This is a genomic window from Pimelobacter simplex, assembly GCF_900114845.1.
Lineage (GTDB): Bacteria > Actinomycetota > Actinomycetes > Propionibacteriales > Nocardioidaceae > Nocardioides > Nocardioides simplex.
Map to the genome: position 1 here is coordinate 231,771 of NZ_FOUK01000003.1, position 20,313 is coordinate 252,083.

Consider the following 20,313-nt stretch of genomic DNA (forward strand, 5'->3'; position numbering starts at 1 on the left):
AGGAGGCGCGGCCGCGCGCTCCCGTCCCGTCAGCCGCTGACCCGCGGCAGCACCTGCTCCACCAGCGCTCCCGCCCACCCGGCCGGGTCGTCGGTCGGCGGCATCATCGAGGTGAGCGTGACGCCGAGAGCGGCGTACTGGTCCATCTCGCGCACGAAGCGCTCGGACTCCGCGACCGGGTCGCCGAACCACAGGATGGTCTTGCGGATCTCGTCGTAGTCGCGCCCGGCGTCGTCGCAGTGCCGGCGCAGCACGTCGAGCTTGTGCGCCACGCCGTCGGGGCCCTCGCCGGTGAAGAGGTTGCACGCGTCGCCGTACCGGGCTACCAGGCGCAGCGTCTTGCGCTCCCCCGAGCCGCCGATGACGACCGGCACCCGGCCCCGCACCGGCGGCGGGACGCAGATGGTCTCGGCGAGGCGGTAGTGCGCGCCCTCGAAGGGGCCGTCGTCGTCGCTCCACATCTGGCGGCAGATCTGCAGGGTCTCCTCGAGGCGCTCGAAGCGCTCCGCGACCGGTGGGAAGGGGACACCGAGCCCGGCGTGCTCGCGGTCGTACCAGGCCGCGCCGATGCCGAGCCAGGCCCGGCCGCGGGACAGGACGTCGAGCGTGGTGACGATCTTGGCCAGCAGGCCGGGGTGCCGGTAGGTGACGCCGGTGACGTAGAGACCGAGGTCGATGCGCTCGGTGAGCGCGGCGGCGAAGCCGAGGGTCGTGTAGCCCTCGAGCATCGGCTCGGCCGGCCCGCCGGACATCTCCATCTGGAAGTAGTGGTCCATCACGGTGAAGAGCGAGAGGCCGCCCTCGTCGGCGACCTTCGCGGTCGCGGCGATCCGGTCGGCGAGCGTGGTCTGCCACTCCGGATGGGTGAAGGTGGCGTAGTGGATGCCCAGGTCCATGCCGCCAACCTAGACCCGAACTGCTCAGGTCTGCTGCGTACGATGCGCCCCATGCGCTCTCGCCTGCTCGCCGGAGTCCCGGCCCTGCTGCTGCTCGCCACGCTCTCCGCCTGCGGGGACGACGACTCTCCGTCGTCCGCCAAGGACCCCGAGACCACCGACGGCGCCTCGTCGCCGGCTGCCTCGGGGAGCCCGACCGCGACCGAGACGACGTCGGGCGGCGGCGCCGCGGGCACCTGCGAGTACGTCGCGTCGGGCGACGCCGCGCGCAAGGTCACGCCGCCGCCGGCCACGCCGGAGTACACCGAGAAGGTCCCCGCCGTCCTCAAGACGTCGGTCGGCGACCTCAAGGTCACGCTCGACGGCGACAAGGCCCCCTGCACCGTCTCGTCGTTCGCGTCGCTGGCCGAGCAGGGCTACTACGACAACACGTCGTGCCACCGCCAGGGCAACGACCCGGGCTTCGAGTTCCTCCAGTGCGGAGACCCCTACTTCGACCCGAAGGCCGCGCAGCCCGACGACAAGACCGGCACCGGCGGCCCGGGCTACACCATCCCCGACGAGGTCGACGGCACCGAGACCTACCCGGCCGGCACGCTCGCGATGGCCAACACCGGCCAGCCGGACTCCGGCGGCGGCCAGTTCTTCATCGTGTTCGGCGACTCGCAGTTCCCGCCGTCGTACACGGTGTGGGGCCACCTCGACGCGGCGTCGCTCGAGACGCTCAAGAAGGCGACCGCCTCGGGCAACGACGGCTTCTGGGCCCAGAGTGGCGGCGGCCGCCCGAAGACCCCGGTGACCTTCGAGAGCATCAAGGTCGGCTGAGCTCGACCGAGCGCTCCCAGAGCGCCCGCGCCAGCGCGGCGTCGTCGGCCTTCGGCGACATCCGCGCGGGCGCGGGCCACCCCCACAGCTCGGTCCGCCCGTGCGGGCCGATGTAGGTGCCTCCCGGCACGTCCATCGTCGCCGCGTAGACCGTGCAGAGCGCACCCCGCCAGGCCGGCATCCCGACGAGCCTCTGGCCGTAGTAGCCGATCGCCGTCACCACCGGGTTGCCGCTGCCGCCGGTGATCTTCGTGGCCGACGCGCCGGGGTGGGCCGCCACGGCGCGCAGGGTCGAGCCCTCCGCGCGGAGCCGGCGGTCGAGCTCGCGCATGAACAGCAGGTCGGCGAGCTTCGAGTCGCCGTACGCCTGGAAGGGGCGGTACGGCCGGCGCTCCCACCCGAGGTCGTCGAGGTCGAGCGCGCCCGAGCGGTGCTCGCGCGAGCTGACCATGACGACCCGGTCGGTGAGGACCGGGCGGAGCTCGTCGGTGAGCACGAAGTGCCCGAGGTAGTTGGTCGCGAAGTGCATCTCGACGCCCTGCGCCGACCGCGCCAGCGGGACGCCGAGCACTCCCGCGTTGTTGATCAGGACGTCGACCGGCCGGCCGTCGTCGCGCAGCCCCTTGGCGAAGTCGCGCACCGACGCCAGGTCGCTGACGTCGACCTGGCGCACCTCGACGCGCCCCTTGTCGTAGCCGGGCACGCTCCGTGCGGCGGCCTCGCCCTTCGTGATGCTGCGGCAGGCCAGCACGACCTCGGCCCCGCGGGAGCCCAGGATCCGCGCGGTCTCGAGGCCGAGACCACCGTTGGAGCCGGTGATGACGAACCGCCGGCCCGGCTGGGGCGGCACCTGGGTCCACGGACGCATGACCGGAACCCTCCCACAACCTCCAGTCCCGCGGGCGGGTTCTAGGCTGGCCGGATGAGCCTCACCCGCGCCGAAGCCGAGCACCGCGCGAGCGTCCTCGCCGTCTCCTCGTACGACGTCGACCTCGACCTCACCGGAGCCGACGACGTGTTCACGTCGCTCACCACGATCCGGTTCCGCTGCGAGACGAGCACGACGACCTTCGTCGACGTGAAGCCCACCGCGCTCCACGCCGTCCGGCTCGACGGGGCGCCGCTCGACACCGGGCTCCTCGCCGACGGCCGGGTGCCGCTCGACCTGTCGGCCGGCGATCACGAGCTCGTCGTCGAGGCCACGATGGCCTACCGCCACGACGGCGAGGGGCTGCACCGCTCGGTCGACCCGGCCGACGGACGTGCGTACGTCTACGGCATGTCCTTCATGGACGCCGCCCCGTCGGTCTTCGCGTGCTTCGACCAGCCCGACCTCAAGGCGCCCTACACGATGCGGATCACCGCGCCGGCCGACTGGCTCGTCGTCGGCAACGCGCCGGCGCGTGAGGTCGGTGGCGAGGGCGCGAGCAAGCGGTGGGAGCTCGGGCCGACGCAGCCGCTGGCGACGTACTTCGTCACCGTGGTGGCGGGGCCGTACCACCTGATCCGCGACGAGCACGACGGCATCCCGCTCGGGCTCAGCTCGCGGCAGAGCCTCGCCGCGACGCTCGACCGCGAGGCCGACGAGCTGCTCACGCTGACCCGGCAGTCCTTCGACGAGCTGCACCGGCTGTTCGGCATCCGCTACCCGTTCGGCGACTACCACCAGGCCTTCGTGCCGGAGTTCAACGCCGGCGCGATGGAGAACCCCGGCTGCATCACGATCCGCGACCCGCTGCTGTTCGAGACCAGCGCGACCCGCGCCGACCGCAGCTTCCGCGCCAACCTCATCGCGCACGAGATGGCGCACCAGTGGTTCGGCAACATCGTCACCCCGGCCTGGTGGGACGACCTCTGGCTCAACGAGTCGTTCGCGGAGTACATGGGGCTGCGCGTCATCACCGACGCCACCGAGTACGCCGACGCGCCCGTCCACGACTCCTACGCCCGCCGGACCTGGGGCATCACCGCCGACCAGCGGCCGACCACCCACCCGGTCGCCGGCAATGCCGCTCCCGACGCCCTGTCGGCGCTGCAGAACTTCGACGGCATCTCCTACGCCCGTGGCGCCAACGTGCTGCGCCAGCTCGCGATCCGGCTCGGGGACGACGCCTTCCTCGGTGGCGTGCGCGAGCACTTCGAGCTCCACCGGTTCGGCAACGCCACCATGCACGACCTGTTCGCGAGCTGGGAGCGGGCCGCCGGCGGCGCGACGCTCGACGGCTTCGTCAAGGACTGGCTGCTCACGCCCGGCGCCGACCGGCTCGACCTCGACCGGGGCGCGGGCGTCGTACGGCGGACGTCGCCGCCGGCCCACCCCGCCGACCGGACGCACCAGCTCCAGGTCGCCGTCCACGGTCCTGAGGGGTGGACCCAGCAGCCGCTCGTCGTCGACGCGCCCACGACGCCGCTCGCCGTGGGCGACGCCGCCGTCCTCCTCGACGCGACCGAGACGACGTGGGCGGTGTGCCCGCCCGACGCGGTGACCATGGCGGCGCTGCCCACCCTCGCCCGCGAGCTGACCGACCCGCGGTTGCGCGCGACGATGTGGAACAGCGTCCGGCTCGGCCTGTTCGAGGGTGCCGTCACGCTCCCCCAGGTCGCCGACCTGCTCGCCGCCGCGCCACCGGTCGAGGACACCTCCGACGGTGCCCGCAACCTGCTGCCGTGGGTGCTCGAGACCGTCCTCCCGCTGGCGCCCGACGGCACCACGGGACGCTTCCACGCCGCCGTCCGGTCCGCCGCCGAGGCCGCGCCGGAGGGCTCCGAGCTGCAGCTCTCGGCGTTCCGGGCGACCGTCCTCTCCGCCGGCGACGCCGCCGACCTCGAGCGCTGGGCTGCCGGTGAGGCGCTGCCGCCGGGCATCGCCGCCGACTCCGACCTGCGCTGGAAGGCCCTCCGCCGGCTCGCCGAGATCGGTGCCACCGACCAGGGCGCGCTCGACGAGGCGCTGGCCGCCGAGCCCACCGGCGCCGCCAAGGTCCACCACGCGCGGGCCGTCGCGTCGCTGCCCGCGACCGAGGCCAAGGAGTTCGCCTGGGCTCGCGCCACCGGCGAGATCCCCGTGCCCAACTACGAGGTCAAGGCCGCGGGCGCCGGGCTGTGGCGTGCCGACCAGCGGGCGCTGACCGAGCACTACGCGCGGGCCTACTTCGACCAGCTCGACACGCTCGTCGCGGCGCACCAGGGCTGGGTGCAGGGCGACGTCATCGAGGCGTTCTTCCCCATCACGCACCTCGACGACGCCACCGAGGCCGCGGCTCTCGCCGCCCTCGACGGCGACCTCCCGGGCGCCGTCCGGCGCCGGCTGACCGACCGGCTCGACGAGCTGCGGCGACGCCGGGCGGTGCTGGCGTGACGAAGGCACGGCGGCCGGGTCCCACCGGCCGGCTCAAGGTCGCCGAGCACCTCGCCACCGGCGTACGACGGCACGAGGACCGGGTGCTCACCGAGGAGCCGCTCGAGATCCGCCTCGCCTGGCCGGGCGCCGCGACCCGCCGGGTGTGGACGACGCTGCGCACCCCCGGGAGCGACTTCGAGCTCGCCGCCGGCTGGGTCCACCACGAGGGCCTCGGCCGCGCCGCCGGCGTCGCCTACTGCACCGACGTCGAGCTGCGGCCTGAGCAGGAGTTCAACGTCGTCACGCTCACCCTCGACACCGTGCCGGCCCGGGTGCCCAGCCAGCTCGACGCGCTCAGCGCCGGCTCGGCCGCGTGCGGCGTGTGCGGGACCGACGAGGTCGACGAGGTGCTGGCCCGCCGGCCCTCGCTCCCCTGGTCCGGACCGCTGCCCTCCGACGACCTGGTCCGCACGCTGCCCGACCTGATGCGGCCGCGCCAGGAGCTCTTCGCGCGGACCGGCAGCGCCCACGCCGCCGGGCTGTTCACCGCCGAGGGCGAGCTGGTCGCCGTCCGCGAGGACGTCGGGCGGCACAACGCCGTCGACAAGGTCGTCGGCGCCCGGTTGCTCGCCGGCGCCTCCTCGGCCGAGGCGGTCCTCGTGGTCAGCGGCCGGGCCGGCTTCGAGCTGGTCCAGAAGGCCGTGGCCAGCGGGATCGGCGCCCTCGTCGCGGTCGGTGCCCCGACCGGGCTCTCGGTCCGGCTGGCCGAGGCCGGCGGGCTGGCGCTCTACGGCTGGACCCGGGCCGAGCGGACCGTCCGCTACGCCTGATCGGCCGCCCACCGGCGAGCCCGCCGGAGTTCTGTCGGGCCCTCCTGTTTGACTGCTCCCATGGCCGTTCTCCTCGCGCTCCTCGTCGGACTCCTGCTCGGTGCAGGGGTCGGCTGGCTGGTGCGCCAGGCCACCCTGGCGCCGGTCCCCGAGGTCGCGCCGGGCGAGGCGCCCGAGGTCGTCGCCGAGCGGCACGAGGCGGCGCTCGCCCAGCTCCGCGCCACGCACGAGTCCGCGCTCGCGGCGCTGCGCCACGAGGTCGAGCGGGCCGAGATCCAGGGCGAGGCGCGCGTGGCGAAGGCGCGCGCCGACGAGTCCGCCGCGCGGGCCGCCGTCCAGTCCGAGCTGACCGGTGCGCTGGCCACCGTCGACGAGCTGCGGGTCGCCGTCGACGAGGCGCGCGCGCAGTACCGCACGCTCCTCGACCAGCAGCGCCAGGCCCAGCGCGAGCGCGAGGCCAACGAGACCGGCCAGACCCAGGTCCTCAAGACGCTCACGCCCGTGGTCGAGCACCTGCGCTCGATGCAGCAGAAGGTCGACGACCTCGAGAAGGCGCGCGTCCAGCAGCACACCGAGCTCGCCACCCAGATCAAGCACACCCAGCGCTCGGTCGAGGACTCCCGCAAGGCCGCCGACACGCTCGCCTCCGTGCTCAAGAACAACGCCGTGCGCGGCGCCTGGGGCGAGACCCAGCTCCGCACGCTGGTCGAGACCGCCGGCCTGCTCAACCGGGTCGACTTCGAGCTCCAGCACTCGGTCGAGGCCGACTCCGGCAACCGGCGTCCCGACATGGTCATCAACCTGCCCGGCGGCAAGCAGATGGCCATCGACGCCAAGGTGCCCTACAACGCGTTCATGGACGCCCAGCGTGAGGGCCTCGAGCCCGAGACCCGCCAGCGGCTGCTCGACGACCACGCGCGCAAGGTCCGCGGCCACGTCGACACGCTCGCGCGCAAGGGCTACTGGACGGGCCTCGCGGTGAGTCCCGAGTTCACCGTGGCCTTCATCCCCAACGAGCAGCTCCTCAACGCCGCCATCGACGTCGACCCGTCACTCATGGAGCACGCCTTCGCCAGTGGCATCGTGCTGGCCACGCCGACCAACCTGTGGAGCATGCTCAAGACCGTCGCCTTCACCTGGAAGCAGGAGGCGCTCACCGAGGACGCGCAGGTCCTCTTCGAGCTCGGCCAGGTGCTCTACCGCCGCATCCTCAAGCTCTCCGAGCACGTCGACAAGCTCGGCCGCTCGCTGCAGCGCAGCGTCAAGGACTACAACTCGTTCACCGGCTCGCTCGAGCGCTCGGTGCTCCCCGCGGCGCGCAAGCTCAACGCCGCCGACCCGGTCGCGACCATCGAGGCGCCCAAGGAGGTCGAGGAGATCCCCCGCGCGCTCACCTCGTCGGAGTTCTCCGCGCTCGCCGACCTCGACCGCGACGAGCTGACCTTCGACTTCGAGGGCCTCGGCGGCGCCGACGCGGTGGACGCCGAGATCGTCGACGAGCAGACGGGCTGAGCCCGCGAGCTCAGCCGCCGATGGCCGACATCGGCCGGTCCGGCTGCAGGAACGACGGGTCGTCGATCCCGTGGCCGGCGGCCTTGCCCCACATCGCCGTGCGCCAGCGCGCGGCGAGGTCCTCGTCGGAGGCGCCGGCCCGCAGGGCGCTGCGCAGGTCCGACTCGGAGCGGGCGAAGAGGCAGTTGCGGACCTGGCCGTCGGCGGTGAGCCGGACCCGGTCGCAGTCGCCGCAGAAGGGCCGGGTGACCGAGGCGATGACGCCGACGGTGGCGGGGCCGCCGTCGACGACGAAGAGCTCGGCCGGGGCGCTCCCCCGCGGCTCGTGGGCGGGCGTCAGCGTGAAGCGTGTGGCGAGCGAGGCGAAGATCTCGTCGGCGGTCACCATGGCGTCGCGGTCCCAGCCGTGCTGGGCGTCGAGCGGCATCTGCTCGATGAACCGCAGCTGGTAGCCGCGGTCGACGCACCAGCCGAGCAGCTCGGGGGCCTGGTCGTCGTTGATGCCGCGCAGGAGGACGGCGTTGACCTTGACCGGCCCGAGCCCGGCCGCCTCGGCGGCGGCGAGCCCGGCGATGACGTCGTCGAGGCGGTCCCGGCGGGTGATCTCGTGGAAGGTGTCGGCGCGGACGGTGTCGAGGCTGACGTTGACCCGGTCGAGGCCGGCCTCGGCGAGCGCGCCCGCCGTCCGGGACAGGCCGAGCGCGTTGGTGGTGATCGACATCTCGACGCCGGCGTCGAGCGCGCGGACCTGGCGGACGATGTCGACCAGCCCGCGGCGCACGAGCGGCTCGCCACCGGTGAACCGGACCTCGCGGACGCCGAGCTCGCGCACGGCGACACCGATCAGCCGGACGACCTCGTCGTCGGAGAGCTGGTCGTCGAGCGGCATCCAGTCGAGACCCTCGGCCGGCATGCAGTAGGTGCAGCGCAGGTTGCAGCGGTCGGTCAGCGACACCCGGAGGTCCGTCGCGACGCGGCCGTGCTGGTCGAGGAGGGGCTGCACACCCCCAGCATAGGCCGGGGTCCGGTTGGCTTCCGGCTGGTCCTACCGTTGGGCGTGTGCGATCCCTGCTGAGCTCGTGGCGGTTCCTGCTGAGCCGTCGCTGGGTCCTGTTCTTCCTGGCCATCATCGTGCTCGGCTACGGCACCTGGTGGCTGGGCGAGTGGCAGTTCGGCCGGCTCGAGGACCGCAAGGAGCGCAACGCCATCGTCGTCGCCAACGAGGACCGGACCCCGGTCCAGGTCGACGAGGTGCTCGCGCCCGGTCGTCCGGTGGCGGAGTCCGACGAGTGGCGGCTCATCACGGCCACCGGCGAGTACGACGCCGAGAACACCGTGGTGGTCCGCTACCGCACGCGCAAGAGCGCGCCGGGGGTCGAGGTCGTCGTCCCGCTGGTGACGCCCGACGGACGGGCCGTGCTGGTCGACCGCGGCTGGTTCGCCACCGACAACCCCGAGATCGGTCCCGACGAGCTGCCCGCGCCGCCCGAGGGCGAGGTGACCATCACCGGCTGGGTCCGCGCCGACGGCACCGGCGGCAGCACCCAGGTGAGCGGGCGCTCGACCCGGGCGATCGCCAGCGGCCCGATCGGCAAGGCGACCGGCCTCGACGTGTTCACCGGCTTCGTCGCGCTGAAGTCCGAGGACCCCGCGCCGGCCGAGGCGCTCGAGCCGGTCGAGCTCCCCGAGCTCGGCGAGGGCCCGCACTTCTTCTACGGCCTGCAGTGGTGGTTCTTCGGCGTCCTCGGGATCGGCGGCTTCGCCTACCTCGCGTGGGACGAGCGCCGGCACGGCCCCCGCGGCGAGCGGCAGGGCAGCAAGCGCCGGCAGGGAGGTCCGTTCTCGCGTCAGAGCGGGCGCGACATCCCGCCGTCGACGGGGAGCATCACGCCCGACACGAACGACGCGGCCGGCGAGAGCACGAACGCGGCGACCCGGCCGAACTCCTCGGGCCGGCCGTAGCGTCCCAGCGGGATCTGGGCGCGCGCGGCGGCCGCCGACGCCTCGGGGTCGCCGGTGGCGGCGTCGAGCTCGGCGACCCGCTCGGTGCCGACCCGGCCCGGGAGCAGCCCGTTGACCCGGATGCCGCGCGGGCCGAGCTCGTCGGCGAGCGTCTTGGCCGTCATCGCCAGGCCGGGGCGCAGGCCGTTGGAGATGGCGAGGCCGGCGATCGGCTGGATCACGCTCGTCGAGAGCACGAACGCGAGCGAGCCGCCCTCACCGAGGACGGCGGCGACCTCGCGCGCCAGCCGGACGGCGCCCAGGAAGACCGAGCCGAAGGCGGCGGTCCACTGCTCGTCGGTCATCGCCGTCACCGGCCCGGCCGGCGGCCCGCCGACGCTGATCAGCGCGCCGTCGAGGCGGCCCCAGGCCTCGTTCGCCGCACTGATGATCCGAGCCGGCGCGTCGGGGTCGGCGTTGTCGGCGACCACGCCGCGGGCGCACCCCGCTCCCCCGATCTGCTCGAGCGCGGCGACGGCCGAGTCGACCGACTCCGGGTTGCGGCCCGAGAGCACCACCCGGGCGCCGTCGGCGACGAGCGCCTCGGCGGTGGCGCGGCCCAGGCCGCGGGTGGCACCGGTGAGCACGTACACCCGGTCGGTCAGCTGCAGGTCCATCAGGGGGTCTCCATCTCCATCGACTCGATCGACTCGATCTCCTCGGCGATCCGCGACACCGGGACGACGTCGGCGGCGCCCTTGCGGGCCGCGTCGGCCGTGTGGTCGTCGGGCTGGCGCTGCGACTCCCGCTCCGCCTCGACGCGCTTGAGGTAGTGCTGGAGCTCGCGCTCCTGCTGGTCGGCGTCCCAGCGCAGGTGCCCGCGGACCAGCTCGGCCACGTGCGGCGCGGCCGCGACCCCGCGGTCGAAGGTCTCGAACGAGATCCGCATCCGCCGGGTGAGGATGTCGTCGAGGTGCCGGGCGCCCTCGTGGGTGACGGCGTACACCGCCTCGACCTTGAGGTAGTCCTCGGCGCCGGGCAGCGGCTCGCCCAGCTCGGGCTCGGCCGCGACCAGGTCGAGCACCTCGAGCACGAGCGAGCCGTAGCGCTCCAGCAGGTGCTCGACGCGGTTGATGGCGAGCCCGGACTGGGTGGCCAGCGCGCGACGCTGGTTCCAGAGCGCCTGGTAGCCGTCGGCGCCGACGAGCGGCACGCTCTCGGTCACGCAGGCGCCCGCGGTGCGCCCCTGCACCGACGCCAGCCCGTGCACCGCCTCGTCGACGGCGTCGGCCGCCATCACCCGGTACGTCGTGTACTTGCCGCCCGCGACGACCACCAGGCCCGGAACGCTGTGCGCCACCGCGTGCTCGCGCGAGAGCTGGGACGTCGCGTCGGACTCGCCGGCGAGCAGCGGGCGCAGGCCTGCGTAGACGCCCTCGACGTCGTCGCGGGTGAGCGGCACCTCCAGCACCCGGTTGACGTGCTCGAGCAGGTAGTCGATGTCGCTGCTGCTCGCTGCGGGGTGGTCCTTGGAGAGCGACCAGTCGGTGTCGGTGGTGCCGATGATCCAGTGCCTCTTCCAGGGGATCACGAACAGCACCGACTTCTCGGTGCGCAGGATCAGCCCGGCGTCGCCGCGGATCCGGTCGCGCGGGACGACCAGGTGGATGCCCTTGCTGGCCCGGACCTTGAACTGGCCGCGCTCGCGCGCCATCGCCTGCGTCTCGTCGGTCCAGACGCCGGTGGCGTTGATGACCTGCGAGGCGCGGATCTCGAAGCGGCGCCCGGTCTCGAGGTCGATCACCTCGGCGCCGACGACGCGCTCGCTCTCCTTGACCAGGCCGAGCACGCGGGTCCGGGAGGCGACGGCCGCGCCGTACGTCGCCGCGGTGCGGGCCAGGAACATCGTGTGCCGGGCGTCGTCGACCTGGGCGTCGTAGTAGCGGATCGCGCCGACGAGGGCGTCCTTGCGCAGCGACGGGAACGCCTTGCGGGCGCCGCGGCGGGTGAGGTGCTGGTGCAGCGGCAGCGTGCTGCCGTAGCCGCTGGCGCGCGACATGGCGTCGTAGAGCGCGACGCCGGTGCCGGCGTACCAGCGCTCCCAGCCGCGGCCGTTGAGCGGGTAGAGGAACGGCACCGGGCGGACCAGGTGGGGCGCGAGCCGCTGCATGAGCAGGCCGCGCTCCTTGAGCGCCTCGGCGACGAGCCGGAAGTCCATCATCTCCAGGTAGCGCAGGCCGCCGTGGATCAGCTTGGAGCTGCGGCTCGACGTCCCCGAGGCGAAGTCGCGCGCCTCGACCAGGCCGACCGACAGGCCGCGAGTGGCGGCGTCGAGCGCGGCCCCGGAGCCGACCACGCCACCGCCGATGACGAGGACGTCGAGGGGCTGCTCGGCCAATCGCTTGAGCGCAGCGCTGCGGGCTCGGGGGGACAGGGCGGCGGGACTCATCCGGGCACCTCCACCCAGTCGAGGGTACGTTGCACGGCCTTCTTCCACTGCGCGTAGCCCGTCGCCCGGCGCTCGTCGTCCCACTGGGGCTCCCAGCGGGTGTCCTCGCGCCAGTTCTGGCGCAGCTCGTCGGTGTCGCGCCAGTAGCCCACCGACAGCCCGGCCGCGTACGCCGCGCCGAGCGCCGTCGTCTCGGGCACCACCGGTCTGCTGACCGCGACGCCGAGCACGTCGGCCTGGATCTGCATGCACAGGCTGTTGAGCGTGACGCCGCCGTCGACCTTGAGCACGCCGACCTCGACGCCGGAGTCGGCGCACATCGCCTCGACCACGTCGCGCGACTGGTAGCAGATGGCTTCGAGCGTGGCCCGCGCGACGTGCGCGTTGGTGTTGAACCGGGACAGCCCGACGATCGCGCCGCGGGCATCGGAGCGCCAGTAGGGCGCGAACAGCCCGGAGAAGGCAGGCACGAAGTAGACGCCGCCGTTGTCGTCGACCTGGCGGGCCAGCGACTCGGACTCCCCCGCGCCGCTGATGATGCCGAGCTGGTCGCGCAGCCACTGCACGGCCGAGCCGGTCACCGCGATCGAGCCCTCCAGCGCGTAGACGCACGGCTCGTCGCCGAAGCGGTACGCCGGCGTGGTGAGCAGCCCCGCCTTCGACCGGACGATCTCGGTCCCGGTGTTGAGCAGCATGAAGTTGCCGGTGCCGTAGGTGTTCTTGGCCTCGCCCGGAGCGAAGCAGACCTGGCCGACCGTCGCGGCCTGCTGGTCGCCGAGGATGCCGGTGATCGGCACCTCGCCGGCGAACGGTCCGGCGGCCCGCGTGACGCCGTACGGCGTGGTGGCCGAGGACTCGCGGATCTCGGGCAGCATCGCCCGCGGGACGCCGAAGAAGCCGAGCAGCTCGTCGTCCCAGTTCAGGGTCTCGAGGTCCATCAGCATGGTCCGGCTGGCGTTGGTGACGTCGGTGACGTGCACGCCGCCGTCGGTGCCTCCGGTCAGGTTCCACAGGATCCACGTGTCGGGCGTGCCGAACAGCGCGTCGCCGCGCTCGGCCGCCTCGCGCACGCCGGGGACGTTCTCGAGGATCCACTGCAGCTTGCCGCCCGAGAAGTACGTCGCCGGCGGCAGCCCCGCGCGGTGCCGGATGACGTCGCCGCGACCGCCCGCGCCGTCCCGGTCGAGGGCTGCCGCGATCGCGTCGGTGCGTGTGTCCTGCCAGACGATGGCGTTGTAGAGCGGGCGCCCGGTGCGCCGGTGCCACACGATCGTCGTCTCGCGCTGATTGGTGATGCCGATGGCGGCCAGGTCCTCGGCACCGAGGCGGGCCTTGCCCAGTGCGGTCTGGACGACGGCCGAGGTGCGCTCCCAGATCTCCACCGGGTTGTGCTCGACCCATCCCGCCCGCGGCAGGAGCTGCTGGTGCTCCAGCTGGTGCCGGGCGACCTCGGTGCCGGCATGGTCGAACACCATGAACCGGGTGCTGGTGGTGCCCTGGTCGATCGCCCCCACGAAGCGTGCGTCAGCAGCCATGGCCCGAAGCCTACGGACCCCCGGGGTCGGCCTCGGGGACATTCCGGATGCGGGTCGTCGGACCCTCCTGGCAAGGTGGGCGCATGACCTCCACCGCCGCCGTCGCGGCCCGCTCCGTCGACCTGCGCAAGGTCTACGGCTCCGGCGACTCCGAGGTGCGCGCCCTCGACGGCGTGACCATCGACCTGGCCGCCGGCGAGTTCACCGCGATCATGGGTCCGTCCGGCTCGGGCAAGTCGACGCTCATGCACTGCCTCGCGGCGCTCGACACCCCCACCGGCGGCGAGGTCTGGGTCGGCGACACCGCGCTGTCCCGGCTGCGCGACAAGGCGCTCACCGCGCTGCGCCGCGAGGAGATCGGCTTCGTCTTCCAGGCGTTCAACCTGATCCCGACGCTCAGCGCGCGCGAGAACATCCTGCTCCCCCTCAGCCTCTCCGGCCGCAAGCCCGACCAGGCGTGGTTCGACACGGTCGTCGACACCGTCGGCCTGCGCGACCGGCTCGGCCACCGCCCCTCCGAGATGTCCGGCGGCCAGCAGCAGCGCGTCGCCTGCGCCCGGGCCCTGGTCAGCAAGCCGTCCATCGTGTTCGCCGACGAGCCGACCGGCAACCTCGACAGCACCTCGGGTGCCGAGGTGCTCTCGTTCCTGCGCCGCAGCGTCGACGAGTTCGGCCAGACGATCGTGATGGTCACCCACGACGCCGTCGCGGCGTCCTACTGCGACCGGGTGGTGTTCCTCGCCGACGGCCGCCTGGTCGACGAGATCCGCGACCCCGACCGCGACGCCATCCTGGCCCACATGACCGCGCTCCAGGCGGCCGCCGCCGCGCGCCGGGAGGCCTGAGCCCGTGCTCCGGATGACGCTGCGCAACCTCTTCGCGCGCAAGGTCCGGCTGCTCATGAGCGGCCTGGCGATCGTGCTCGGGGTGGCGTTCCTGTCCGGCGTGCTGGTGTTCAGCAACGGCTTGTCCGAAACTTTCGACGGCATCGTGCACGGATCGACGCCCGACGGCGTGGTCCGCGCGGCCGACACCGAGGAGTTCGGCGGCGGCGAGTCCGGCCAGTCCGCGCTCGCCCTGACCCCCGACGTCGTCGACGCGCTCGCCGCGCTCCCCGAGGTGGCCCGGGCCGACGGCGAGGTCAACAGCGCCGGGCTGAGCCTGCTCGCCTCCGACGGCACGCTCGTCGGGGGCACCGGTGCGCCCACGCTGTCGTTCAACTACACCGGCAGCCCCAACATGGAGGGCAAGCCGACCCTGCTCCTCAAGAGCGGCGCCTGGCCCGAGGGAACCGACCAGATCGTGCTCGACGAGCGCGCCGCCGAGGCCGGTGACTACCGGCTCGGCGATCAGGTCAAGCTCCTCGCGCCGTTCGGCACCCTCGAGCGGACCGCGACCCTCGTCGGCACCGCCGAGTTCAACGGCGGCGGCACGGCGGGCGCCACCCTGCTGATCTTCTCGACCGCAGGCGCGCAGGACCTCTTCTTCGGCGGCAAGGACGTCTTCAACCGGATCAGCCTCACCGCCGCCGACGGCGTCAGCCAGAAGCAGCTGGCCACGGCCGCCGGCCAGGTGCTGCCCGAGGGCTTCGAGGCGGTCACCGGTGACCAGGTCGCCAAGGAGTCCCAGGACGCCATCGGCACCTTCCTCGACGTCATCCAGACCTTCCTGACGGTGTTCGCGATCATCGCCGTGCTCGTCGGCGGCTTCATCATCGTCAACACCTTCTCGATCCTCGTCGCCCAGCGCACCCGCGAGCTCGCCCTGCTGCGCGCGCTCGGCGCCGGCCGCGGCCAGGTCACCCGCTCGGTGCTCGTCGAGGCGTTCGTGCTGTCGATCGTCACCTCGACGCTGGCGATCGGGCTCGGCCTGCTGCTGGCCCGCGGCCTGGCGGCTCTCTTCCGGGTGGTCGGCCTCGACATCGCCGGCGACGCGCTCCAGCTCACCTCCCGCGCGGTGATCACCAGCTACCTGGTCGGCGTCGGCGTCACCATGGTCGCCGCCTACCTGCCGGCCCGCCGGGCCGGCCGGGTCGCGCCGGTCGCGGCCATGCGGGCCGACACCGCACCGGAGCGGACGTCGCTGCGGCGGCGCACGATCATCGGCGCGGTCGTCATCGCCATCGGCGCGGCCTTCGCGGTCGCCGGGCTGCAGCGCCCCAACGCCCTGTGGGTCGGCATCGGCGCCGTCCTGTGGATCCTCACCGCCGCCGCGCTCTCCCCCGTGCTCGGCCGTCCGGTGCTCGTCATCTGCCGCGCCCTGTTCGCCGCGCTCTTCGGCGCCACCGGACGCCTGGCCGGCGAGAACGCACTGCGCGACCCCCGCCGTACCGGTGCCACGGCGTCGGCGCTGATGATCGGCCTCGCCCTCGTCTCGACCATCGGCGTGCTCGCCTCGTCGCTCAACCGCTCGATCGACGACGAGGTCGACCAGCAGTTCACCGCCGACCTGCTGGTCCAGAGCACGACCTACCTGCCCTTCTCGACCGCCATCGGCGACCGGATCGCCGGCATCGACGGCATCGACGTGCTCAGCCGCCAGCAGTACACGTCGGCCCGCTACGACGACAAGGGCGTCTCCGTCACCGGCGTCGACCCGGCGTGGCAGAGGATCTACCACCTCGACCTGGTCCGCGGCACCACCGCGATCAGCGGCGCCCAGGCCTTCGTCGGCGAGGACTTCGCCAAGAAGCACGACCTCGCCGTCGGCGACTCCCTCGACCTGCGCTTCCAGGGCGGCAAGACGCTCACCCCCACCATCACCGGCATCACGAAGAGCTCCGACGTCACCTCCGAGGTCACCGTCCCCCTCGACCAGCTCTCCCGCGCCGGGGTCCTGCGCCAGGACACCTCCCTCAGCATCCTGCTCTCCCCCGGCGCCGACGCGACCGCCGTCCGCGACGAGGTCGACGCCGCCGCCAAGCCCGCCCCCATCGTCGGCGTCTTCGACAAGGCCGAGTTCGCCGACGAGTTCCGCGGCCAGGTCAACCAGCTGCTCTTCATGATCTACGGCCTGCTCGCCCTCGCGATCGTCATCGCCGTCATCGGCATCGTCAACACGCTCGGCCTCAGCGTCATCGAGCGCACTCGCGAGGTCGGCCTGCTCCGCGCCGTCGGCATGAGCCGCGCCAAGCTGAGACGGATGATCACCCTCGAGTCGGTCACCATCGCCGTGCTCGGCGCCGTCCTCGGCATGGCCCTCGGCGTCCTGATCGGCGTGCTGCTCCAGCAGTCGCTGTCCAAGGACCTGACCAGCCTCGGGCTGCCCCTCGGCAACCTGGTGACCTTCCTCGTGGTCGCCGTGGTGGTCGGCGTCCTCGCCGCCGTCGTCCCGGCGATCCGGGCGGCGCGGCTCGACGTCCTCGACGCGATCGCGAGCGAATAGGCGCACGATCCGGACGGCGCTGCGCGCCACCGCCTCGACCTCGGTGGCGAGGTCACCGCTGCGCGGGACGCCCATCGCGGTCGCCAGGAGCGCGATGCCGGCGTAGTCGCGCTCCCTCATCGCGACCATCTTCATCGCCAGCAGGTGCTCGGGCGGTGCGTAGTCGACGGTGAGACCGATGTCGCGCGGCGCCGCCCCTGGGTTGAGCCAGCGCGGTCGAAGGCCGTGGCGCCGGGCGATCGCGGTCGCCATCGACCACTACCCGCTGCGCGGCGACCGTGAGCGCGATCCCCGCGCCAGCGACGACATAGACGCGAGCGCTGTCAGGCGGTGGCCAGGTCACGCTCGGCGATGTAGATCCCCCGCTCACCCAGCCAGCCGGGCGTCGCGGCTCGGATCTGCGCGTCGCCGAGGAGCAGGTTCGGCTTGACCCAGTCCTCGTCGGTCCGCAGGTCGGTCCAGGCCGGCGCGGTCCGTCCTGCCTGCTCGAACTCGTGCCCGACCAGCGCGGCGAGCAGGACGTCCCACCGCTCGTCGTCGGTCGAGCCGGGCCGGGCCTCCCAGGCGTCGGCCGGGGCGCCGGGGAGCGCCAGCAGCTCGCGGACCTGGTCGCGCGCCTGGGTGGTCACCTTGAACGCCCGCTGGTCGTCCCCGGCCGCGAGCGCGGCCTTCAACGCACGCTGTGTCGTCGTCGGCGTCAGCCAGCCCTGGGCGGCGGCCTCGCCGAGCGCGGTGCCGAGCCGCAGGGCGCGGAGGAACAGCGCGGCGGACGGGCTCGCCGTCCCCTTGAGGTACGACGAGAGCCGCGCGTGCGAGGTACCCAGAGCAGTGGCGAACCCGCGCAGGCTCAGCCCGCTGCGCTCCAGTGCCTCGCGCAGCCGGCCCACGACCTCACGGGTGTCGATGTCCACGAGAAGACCTCCTCACCCGCCATGGCACCTGATCCGGTACCACTCGTCAGCCGGCTCAGGCCAGCGCGACCAGGTCCGCGTAGTCCGGGCTCCACAGGTCCTCGACGCCGTCGGGCAGGATGAGCACCCGGTCCGGCTCCAGCGCGTGCACGGCACCCTCGTCGTGGGTGACCAGCACGACGGCGCCCTCGTAGCGGCGGATCGCGTTGAGGACCTCTTCGCGCGAGGCGGGGTCGAGGTTGTTGGTCGGCTCGTCGAGCAGCAGCACGTTGGCTGCCGAGACGACGAGCGAGGCGAGCGCGAGGCGGGTCTTCTCGCCGCCCGACAGGACGCCGGCCGGCTTGTGCACGTCGTCGCCGCTGAAGAGGAACGACCCGAGCACCGAGCGGGCCTCGGTGTCGGTCAGCTCGGGGGCCGCCGACTGCATGTTCTCGAGGACCGTGCGGCTGACGTCGAGCGTCTCGTGCTCCTGGGCGTAGTAGCCGACCTTGAGGCCGTGTCCGGCGACGACCTCGCCGGTGTCGGGCTTGTCGACGCCGGCCAGGATCCGCAGCATGGTGGTCTTGCCGGCACCGTTGAGCCCGAGGATGACGACGCGCGAGCCCTTGTCGATGGCCAGGTCGACGGCGGTGAAGATCTCGAGCGCGCCGTACGACTTCGAGAGGTCGTGGGCGGTGAGCGGGGTCTTGCCGCAGGCGGCGGGCGTCGGGAACTTGATCGCGGCGACCTTGTCGGACTGGCGCTCGCCCTCGACCCCTTCGAGAAGGCGCTCGGCCCGCTTGAGCATCTGCTGCGCGGCGCTCGCCTTGGTGGCCTTGGCGCGCATCTTGTTGGCCTGGTCGGTGAGCGTCTTGGCCTTGTTCTGCGCGTTCATCAGCTCGCGCTTGCGGCGGGCCTCGTCGGTCTCGCGCTGGGTGAGGTAGTTCTTCCACCCCATGTTGTAGATGTCGATGACCTCGCGGTTGGCGTCGAGGTGGAAGACCTTGTTGACGGTCTCCTCGAGCAGGTCGTTGTCGTGCGAGATGACGATGAAGCCGCCCTTGTAGGTCTTCATCCAGTCGCGCAGCCACATGATCGAGTCGGCGTCGAGGTGGTTCGTCGGCTCGTCGAGGATGAGCACCTCGGCGCTCGAGAAGAGGATCCGGGCCAGCTCGACACGCCGGCGCTGGCCACCCGAGAGCGTGCCGAGGGGCTGCTCCATCAGGCGGTCCGGGATGCCGAGGCTCTGCGCGATCTGCAGCGCCTCGGTCTCGGCCGCGTAGCCGCCGCCGGCGTCGAGCTCGTCCTGGGCGCGCTGGAACTTGCGGAACGCCTTGTCCCGCGCGGCGGGGTCGTCGGAGGCCATGGCGACCTCGGCGGCCCGCATCCGGCGGACGGCGTCGTCGAGGCCGCGCGCGGACAGGATCCGGTCGCGCACCAGCACCTCGGGGTCGCCGACGCGGGGGTCCTGGGGCAGGTAGCCGAGCTCGCCGCTGTTGCTGACGGTGCCGCTGGCCGGCAGGACGTCGCCCGCGAGGACCTTGGTGAGGGTGGTCTTGCCGGCTCCGTTGCGGCCCACGAGGCCGATCTTGTCGCCGGCGCCGACACGGAAGCTGACGTTCTCCATGAGGAGCCGCGCACCGACGCGAACCTCGAGCTGGTGCACAGTGATCATGACCGGCCGATTCTCCCACGCCAGATCGCACCGCCGAAAACGCCGGAACCTGCACTAGGGTGCGATTCGTGGTGCGATTCAATCCGAAGGCTCGCCTCGACCAGTCTCGGGTCCGCGACGCCGGCAGCGGTGGCGGCGGAGGCGGCGGCCTGGGCGGTGGTCTCGGGGGCGGCGGCATGCGGCTCCCCATCCCCACGGGCAAGGGCGGGATCGGCGGCATCATCGTCGTGATCATCGTCGTCGTGGTCGGTCTTCTGCTCGGGGGCAACCCGCTCGGTGGCGGCAGCCCGGCCGGCGGCGGCGCGTACTCGCCGGCCCGGATGAGCGACGCCCAGCAGGGCACCGACCGCTACGCCGACTGCAAGACGGGCGACGACGCCAACAACAGCAGCGACTGCGCCCGGGTCGCCATCGAGAACTCCCTGACCGACTACTGGGACTCCGAGCTCGGTGGCAAGTTCCGCCCCGAGAAGGAGATGGTCACCTTCAGCGGCGGCATCGACACCGGCTGCGGCGGCGCGACCTCCGACGTCGGCCCGTTCTACTGCCCCACCGACGAGACCATCTACCTCGACACCACGTTCTTCCAGGACGTCCTCGAGCGCCAGCTGGGCGGCCCGACCGGCCAGTTCGTCGAGTACTACGTCCTCGCCCACGAGTACGGCCACCACATCTCCAACCTGCTCGGCTTCATGGGCCAGGTCCGCAGCCAGCAGACCGGCCCCCAGAGCGACGGCGTCCGCCTCGAGCTCCAGGCCGACTGCTACGCCGGGCTGTGGGCCCAGCACGCGACCCAGACCAAGGACGCGTCCGGCCAGGTGCTCCTCCTCGACCTCACCCAGCAGGACATCGACGAGGCGATCGCCGCGGCCAAGGCGGTCGGAGACGACTACATCCAGAAGCGCGCGGGCGGCCGCGTCGACCAGGAGTCGTGGACCCACGGCTCCTCGGCGCAGCGGCAGAAGTGGTTCATGGTCGGGTACGACGGCGGCACCGTCGACTCCTGCGACACCTTCGCCGCACCCCGGGTCTGAGC

At 72.9% G+C, this 20,313-nt stretch carries 16 protein-coding genes; 8 read left to right on the plus strand and 8 right to left on the minus strand.

Annotated features, from left to right (window positions below):
* Positions 1–29: 29 nt before the first annotated feature.
* Complete coding sequence (locus tag BM223_RS13775) at positions 30–896, minus strand: LLM class F420-dependent oxidoreductase (RefSeq protein WP_038679010.1); 867 nt, start codon at positions 894–896, stop codon at positions 30–32.
* A 51-nt stretch (positions 897–947) separates the two neighbouring features.
* On the opposite strand from BM223_RS13775, the gene BM223_RS13780 reads away from it, so the two are divergent.
* Entirely contained in the window at positions 948–1,721 is a 774-nt protein-coding gene (locus tag BM223_RS13780) for a peptidylprolyl isomerase (protein WP_038679011.1), read from the plus strand.
* On the opposite strand, the gene BM223_RS13785 is transcribed toward BM223_RS13780, so the two are convergent.
* Positions 1,708–2,589: an oxidoreductase gene (locus BM223_RS13785; protein ID WP_038679013.1), complete on the minus strand. Its 882-nt coding sequence runs from the start codon at positions 2,587–2,589 to the stop codon at positions 1,708–1,710. The two genes, BM223_RS13780 and BM223_RS13785, sit on opposite strands and share 14 nt — an antisense overlap.
* Positions 2,590–2,643: 54 nt before the next feature.
* Between BM223_RS13785 and pepN the strand changes: the two genes are divergently transcribed.
* Genes pepN through BM223_RS13800 form a run of 3 tightly spaced genes read left to right on the plus strand, consistent with a single transcriptional unit; the run spans position 2,644 to position 7,403 of the window.
* Complete coding sequence (pepN, locus tag BM223_RS13790; RefSeq protein WP_038679015.1) at positions 2,644–5,079, plus strand: aminopeptidase N; 2,436 nt, start codon at positions 2,644–2,646, stop codon at positions 5,077–5,079.
* Positions 5,076–5,891, plus strand: a complete 816-nt coding sequence (locus tag BM223_RS13795; protein ID WP_038679016.1) for a formate dehydrogenase accessory sulfurtransferase FdhD — start codon at positions 5,076–5,078, stop codon at positions 5,889–5,891. Before pepN ends, BM223_RS13795 begins: the two co-directional genes overlap by 4 nt.
* A gap of 60 nt (positions 5,892–5,951) precedes the next feature.
* Positions 5,952–7,403, plus strand: a complete 1,452-nt coding sequence (locus tag BM223_RS13800; RefSeq protein WP_075018621.1) for a DNA recombination protein RmuC — start codon at positions 5,952–5,954, stop codon at positions 7,401–7,403.
* Between the two features lie 10 nt (positions 7,404–7,413).
* On the opposite strand, the gene moaA is transcribed toward BM223_RS13800, so the two are convergent.
* Positions 7,414–8,406 carry a GTP 3',8-cyclase MoaA gene (gene moaA / locus BM223_RS13805; protein ID WP_038679018.1) on the minus strand — a complete coding sequence of 331 codons (993 nt, stop codon included), beginning with the start codon at positions 8,404–8,406 and terminating at the stop codon, positions 7,414–7,416.
* 56 nt (positions 8,407–8,462) lie between these two features.
* On the opposite strand from moaA, the gene BM223_RS13810 reads away from it, so the two are divergent.
* Positions 8,463–9,365: an SURF1 family cytochrome oxidase biogenesis protein gene (locus tag BM223_RS13810; protein WP_075018622.1), complete on the plus strand. Its 903-nt coding sequence runs from the start codon at positions 8,463–8,465 to the stop codon at positions 9,363–9,365.
* On the opposite strand, the gene BM223_RS13815 is transcribed toward BM223_RS13810, so the two are convergent.
* The 3 genes from BM223_RS13815 to glpK are packed head-to-tail and all read right to left on the minus strand — an operon-like array spanning position 9,251 to position 13,328.
* Positions 9,251–10,021, minus strand: coding sequence for an SDR family oxidoreductase (locus tag BM223_RS13815; RefSeq protein ID WP_038679020.1), 771 nt, complete (start codon positions 10,019–10,021; stop codon positions 9,251–9,253). The genes BM223_RS13810 and BM223_RS13815 overlap by 115 nt on opposite strands.
* Positions 10,021–11,793: a glycerol-3-phosphate dehydrogenase/oxidase gene (locus tag BM223_RS13820; RefSeq protein WP_052138658.1), complete on the minus strand. Its 1,773-nt coding sequence runs from the start codon at positions 11,791–11,793 to the stop codon at positions 10,021–10,023. Before BM223_RS13820 ends, BM223_RS13815 begins: the two co-directional genes overlap by 1 nt.
* Positions 11,790–13,328 (minus strand): glycerol kinase GlpK, encoded by a 1,539-nt coding sequence (gene glpK / locus BM223_RS13825; RefSeq protein WP_038679022.1) that lies wholly within the window; start codon positions 13,326–13,328, stop codon positions 11,790–11,792. The genes BM223_RS13820 and glpK overlap by 4 nt, the downstream gene beginning before the upstream one ends.
* 83 nt (positions 13,329–13,411) lie before the next feature.
* On the opposite strand from glpK, the gene BM223_RS13830 reads away from it, so the two are divergent.
* Both BM223_RS13830 and BM223_RS13835 read left to right on the plus strand, forming a co-directional pair.
* The gene (locus BM223_RS13830; protein ID WP_038679024.1) at positions 13,412–14,173 is read left to right on the plus strand and encodes an ABC transporter ATP-binding protein; all 762 of its coding nucleotides are present in this window, start codon (positions 13,412–13,414) and stop codon (positions 14,171–14,173) included.
* 13 nt (positions 14,174–14,186) lie between these two features.
* Positions 14,187–16,712, plus strand: a complete 2,526-nt coding sequence (locus BM223_RS13835; protein ID WP_235318892.1) for an ABC transporter permease — start codon at positions 14,187–14,189, stop codon at positions 16,710–16,712.
* Between the two features lie 323 nt (positions 16,713–17,035).
* On the opposite strand, the gene BM223_RS13840 is transcribed toward BM223_RS13835, so the two are convergent.
* On the minus strand, positions 17,036–17,623 hold the full coding sequence (locus BM223_RS13840; protein WP_038679028.1) for a helix-turn-helix domain-containing protein: 588 nt from the start codon (positions 17,621–17,623) through the stop codon (positions 17,036–17,038).
* A gap of 55 nt (positions 17,624–17,678) precedes the next feature.
* Entirely contained in the window at positions 17,679–19,277 is a 1,599-nt protein-coding gene (locus BM223_RS13845; RefSeq protein WP_038679030.1) for an ABC-F family ATP-binding cassette domain-containing protein, read from the minus strand.
* 71 nt (positions 19,278–19,348) lie between these two features.
* Here BM223_RS13845 and ypfJ point away from each other — a divergent pair, with 71 nt between their 5' ends.
* Positions 19,349–20,311, plus strand: a complete 963-nt coding sequence (gene ypfJ / locus BM223_RS13850; RefSeq protein WP_038684432.1) for a KPN_02809 family neutral zinc metallopeptidase — start codon at positions 19,349–19,351, stop codon at positions 20,309–20,311.
* The last annotated feature ends 2 nt before the right edge of the window (positions 20,312–20,313 follow it).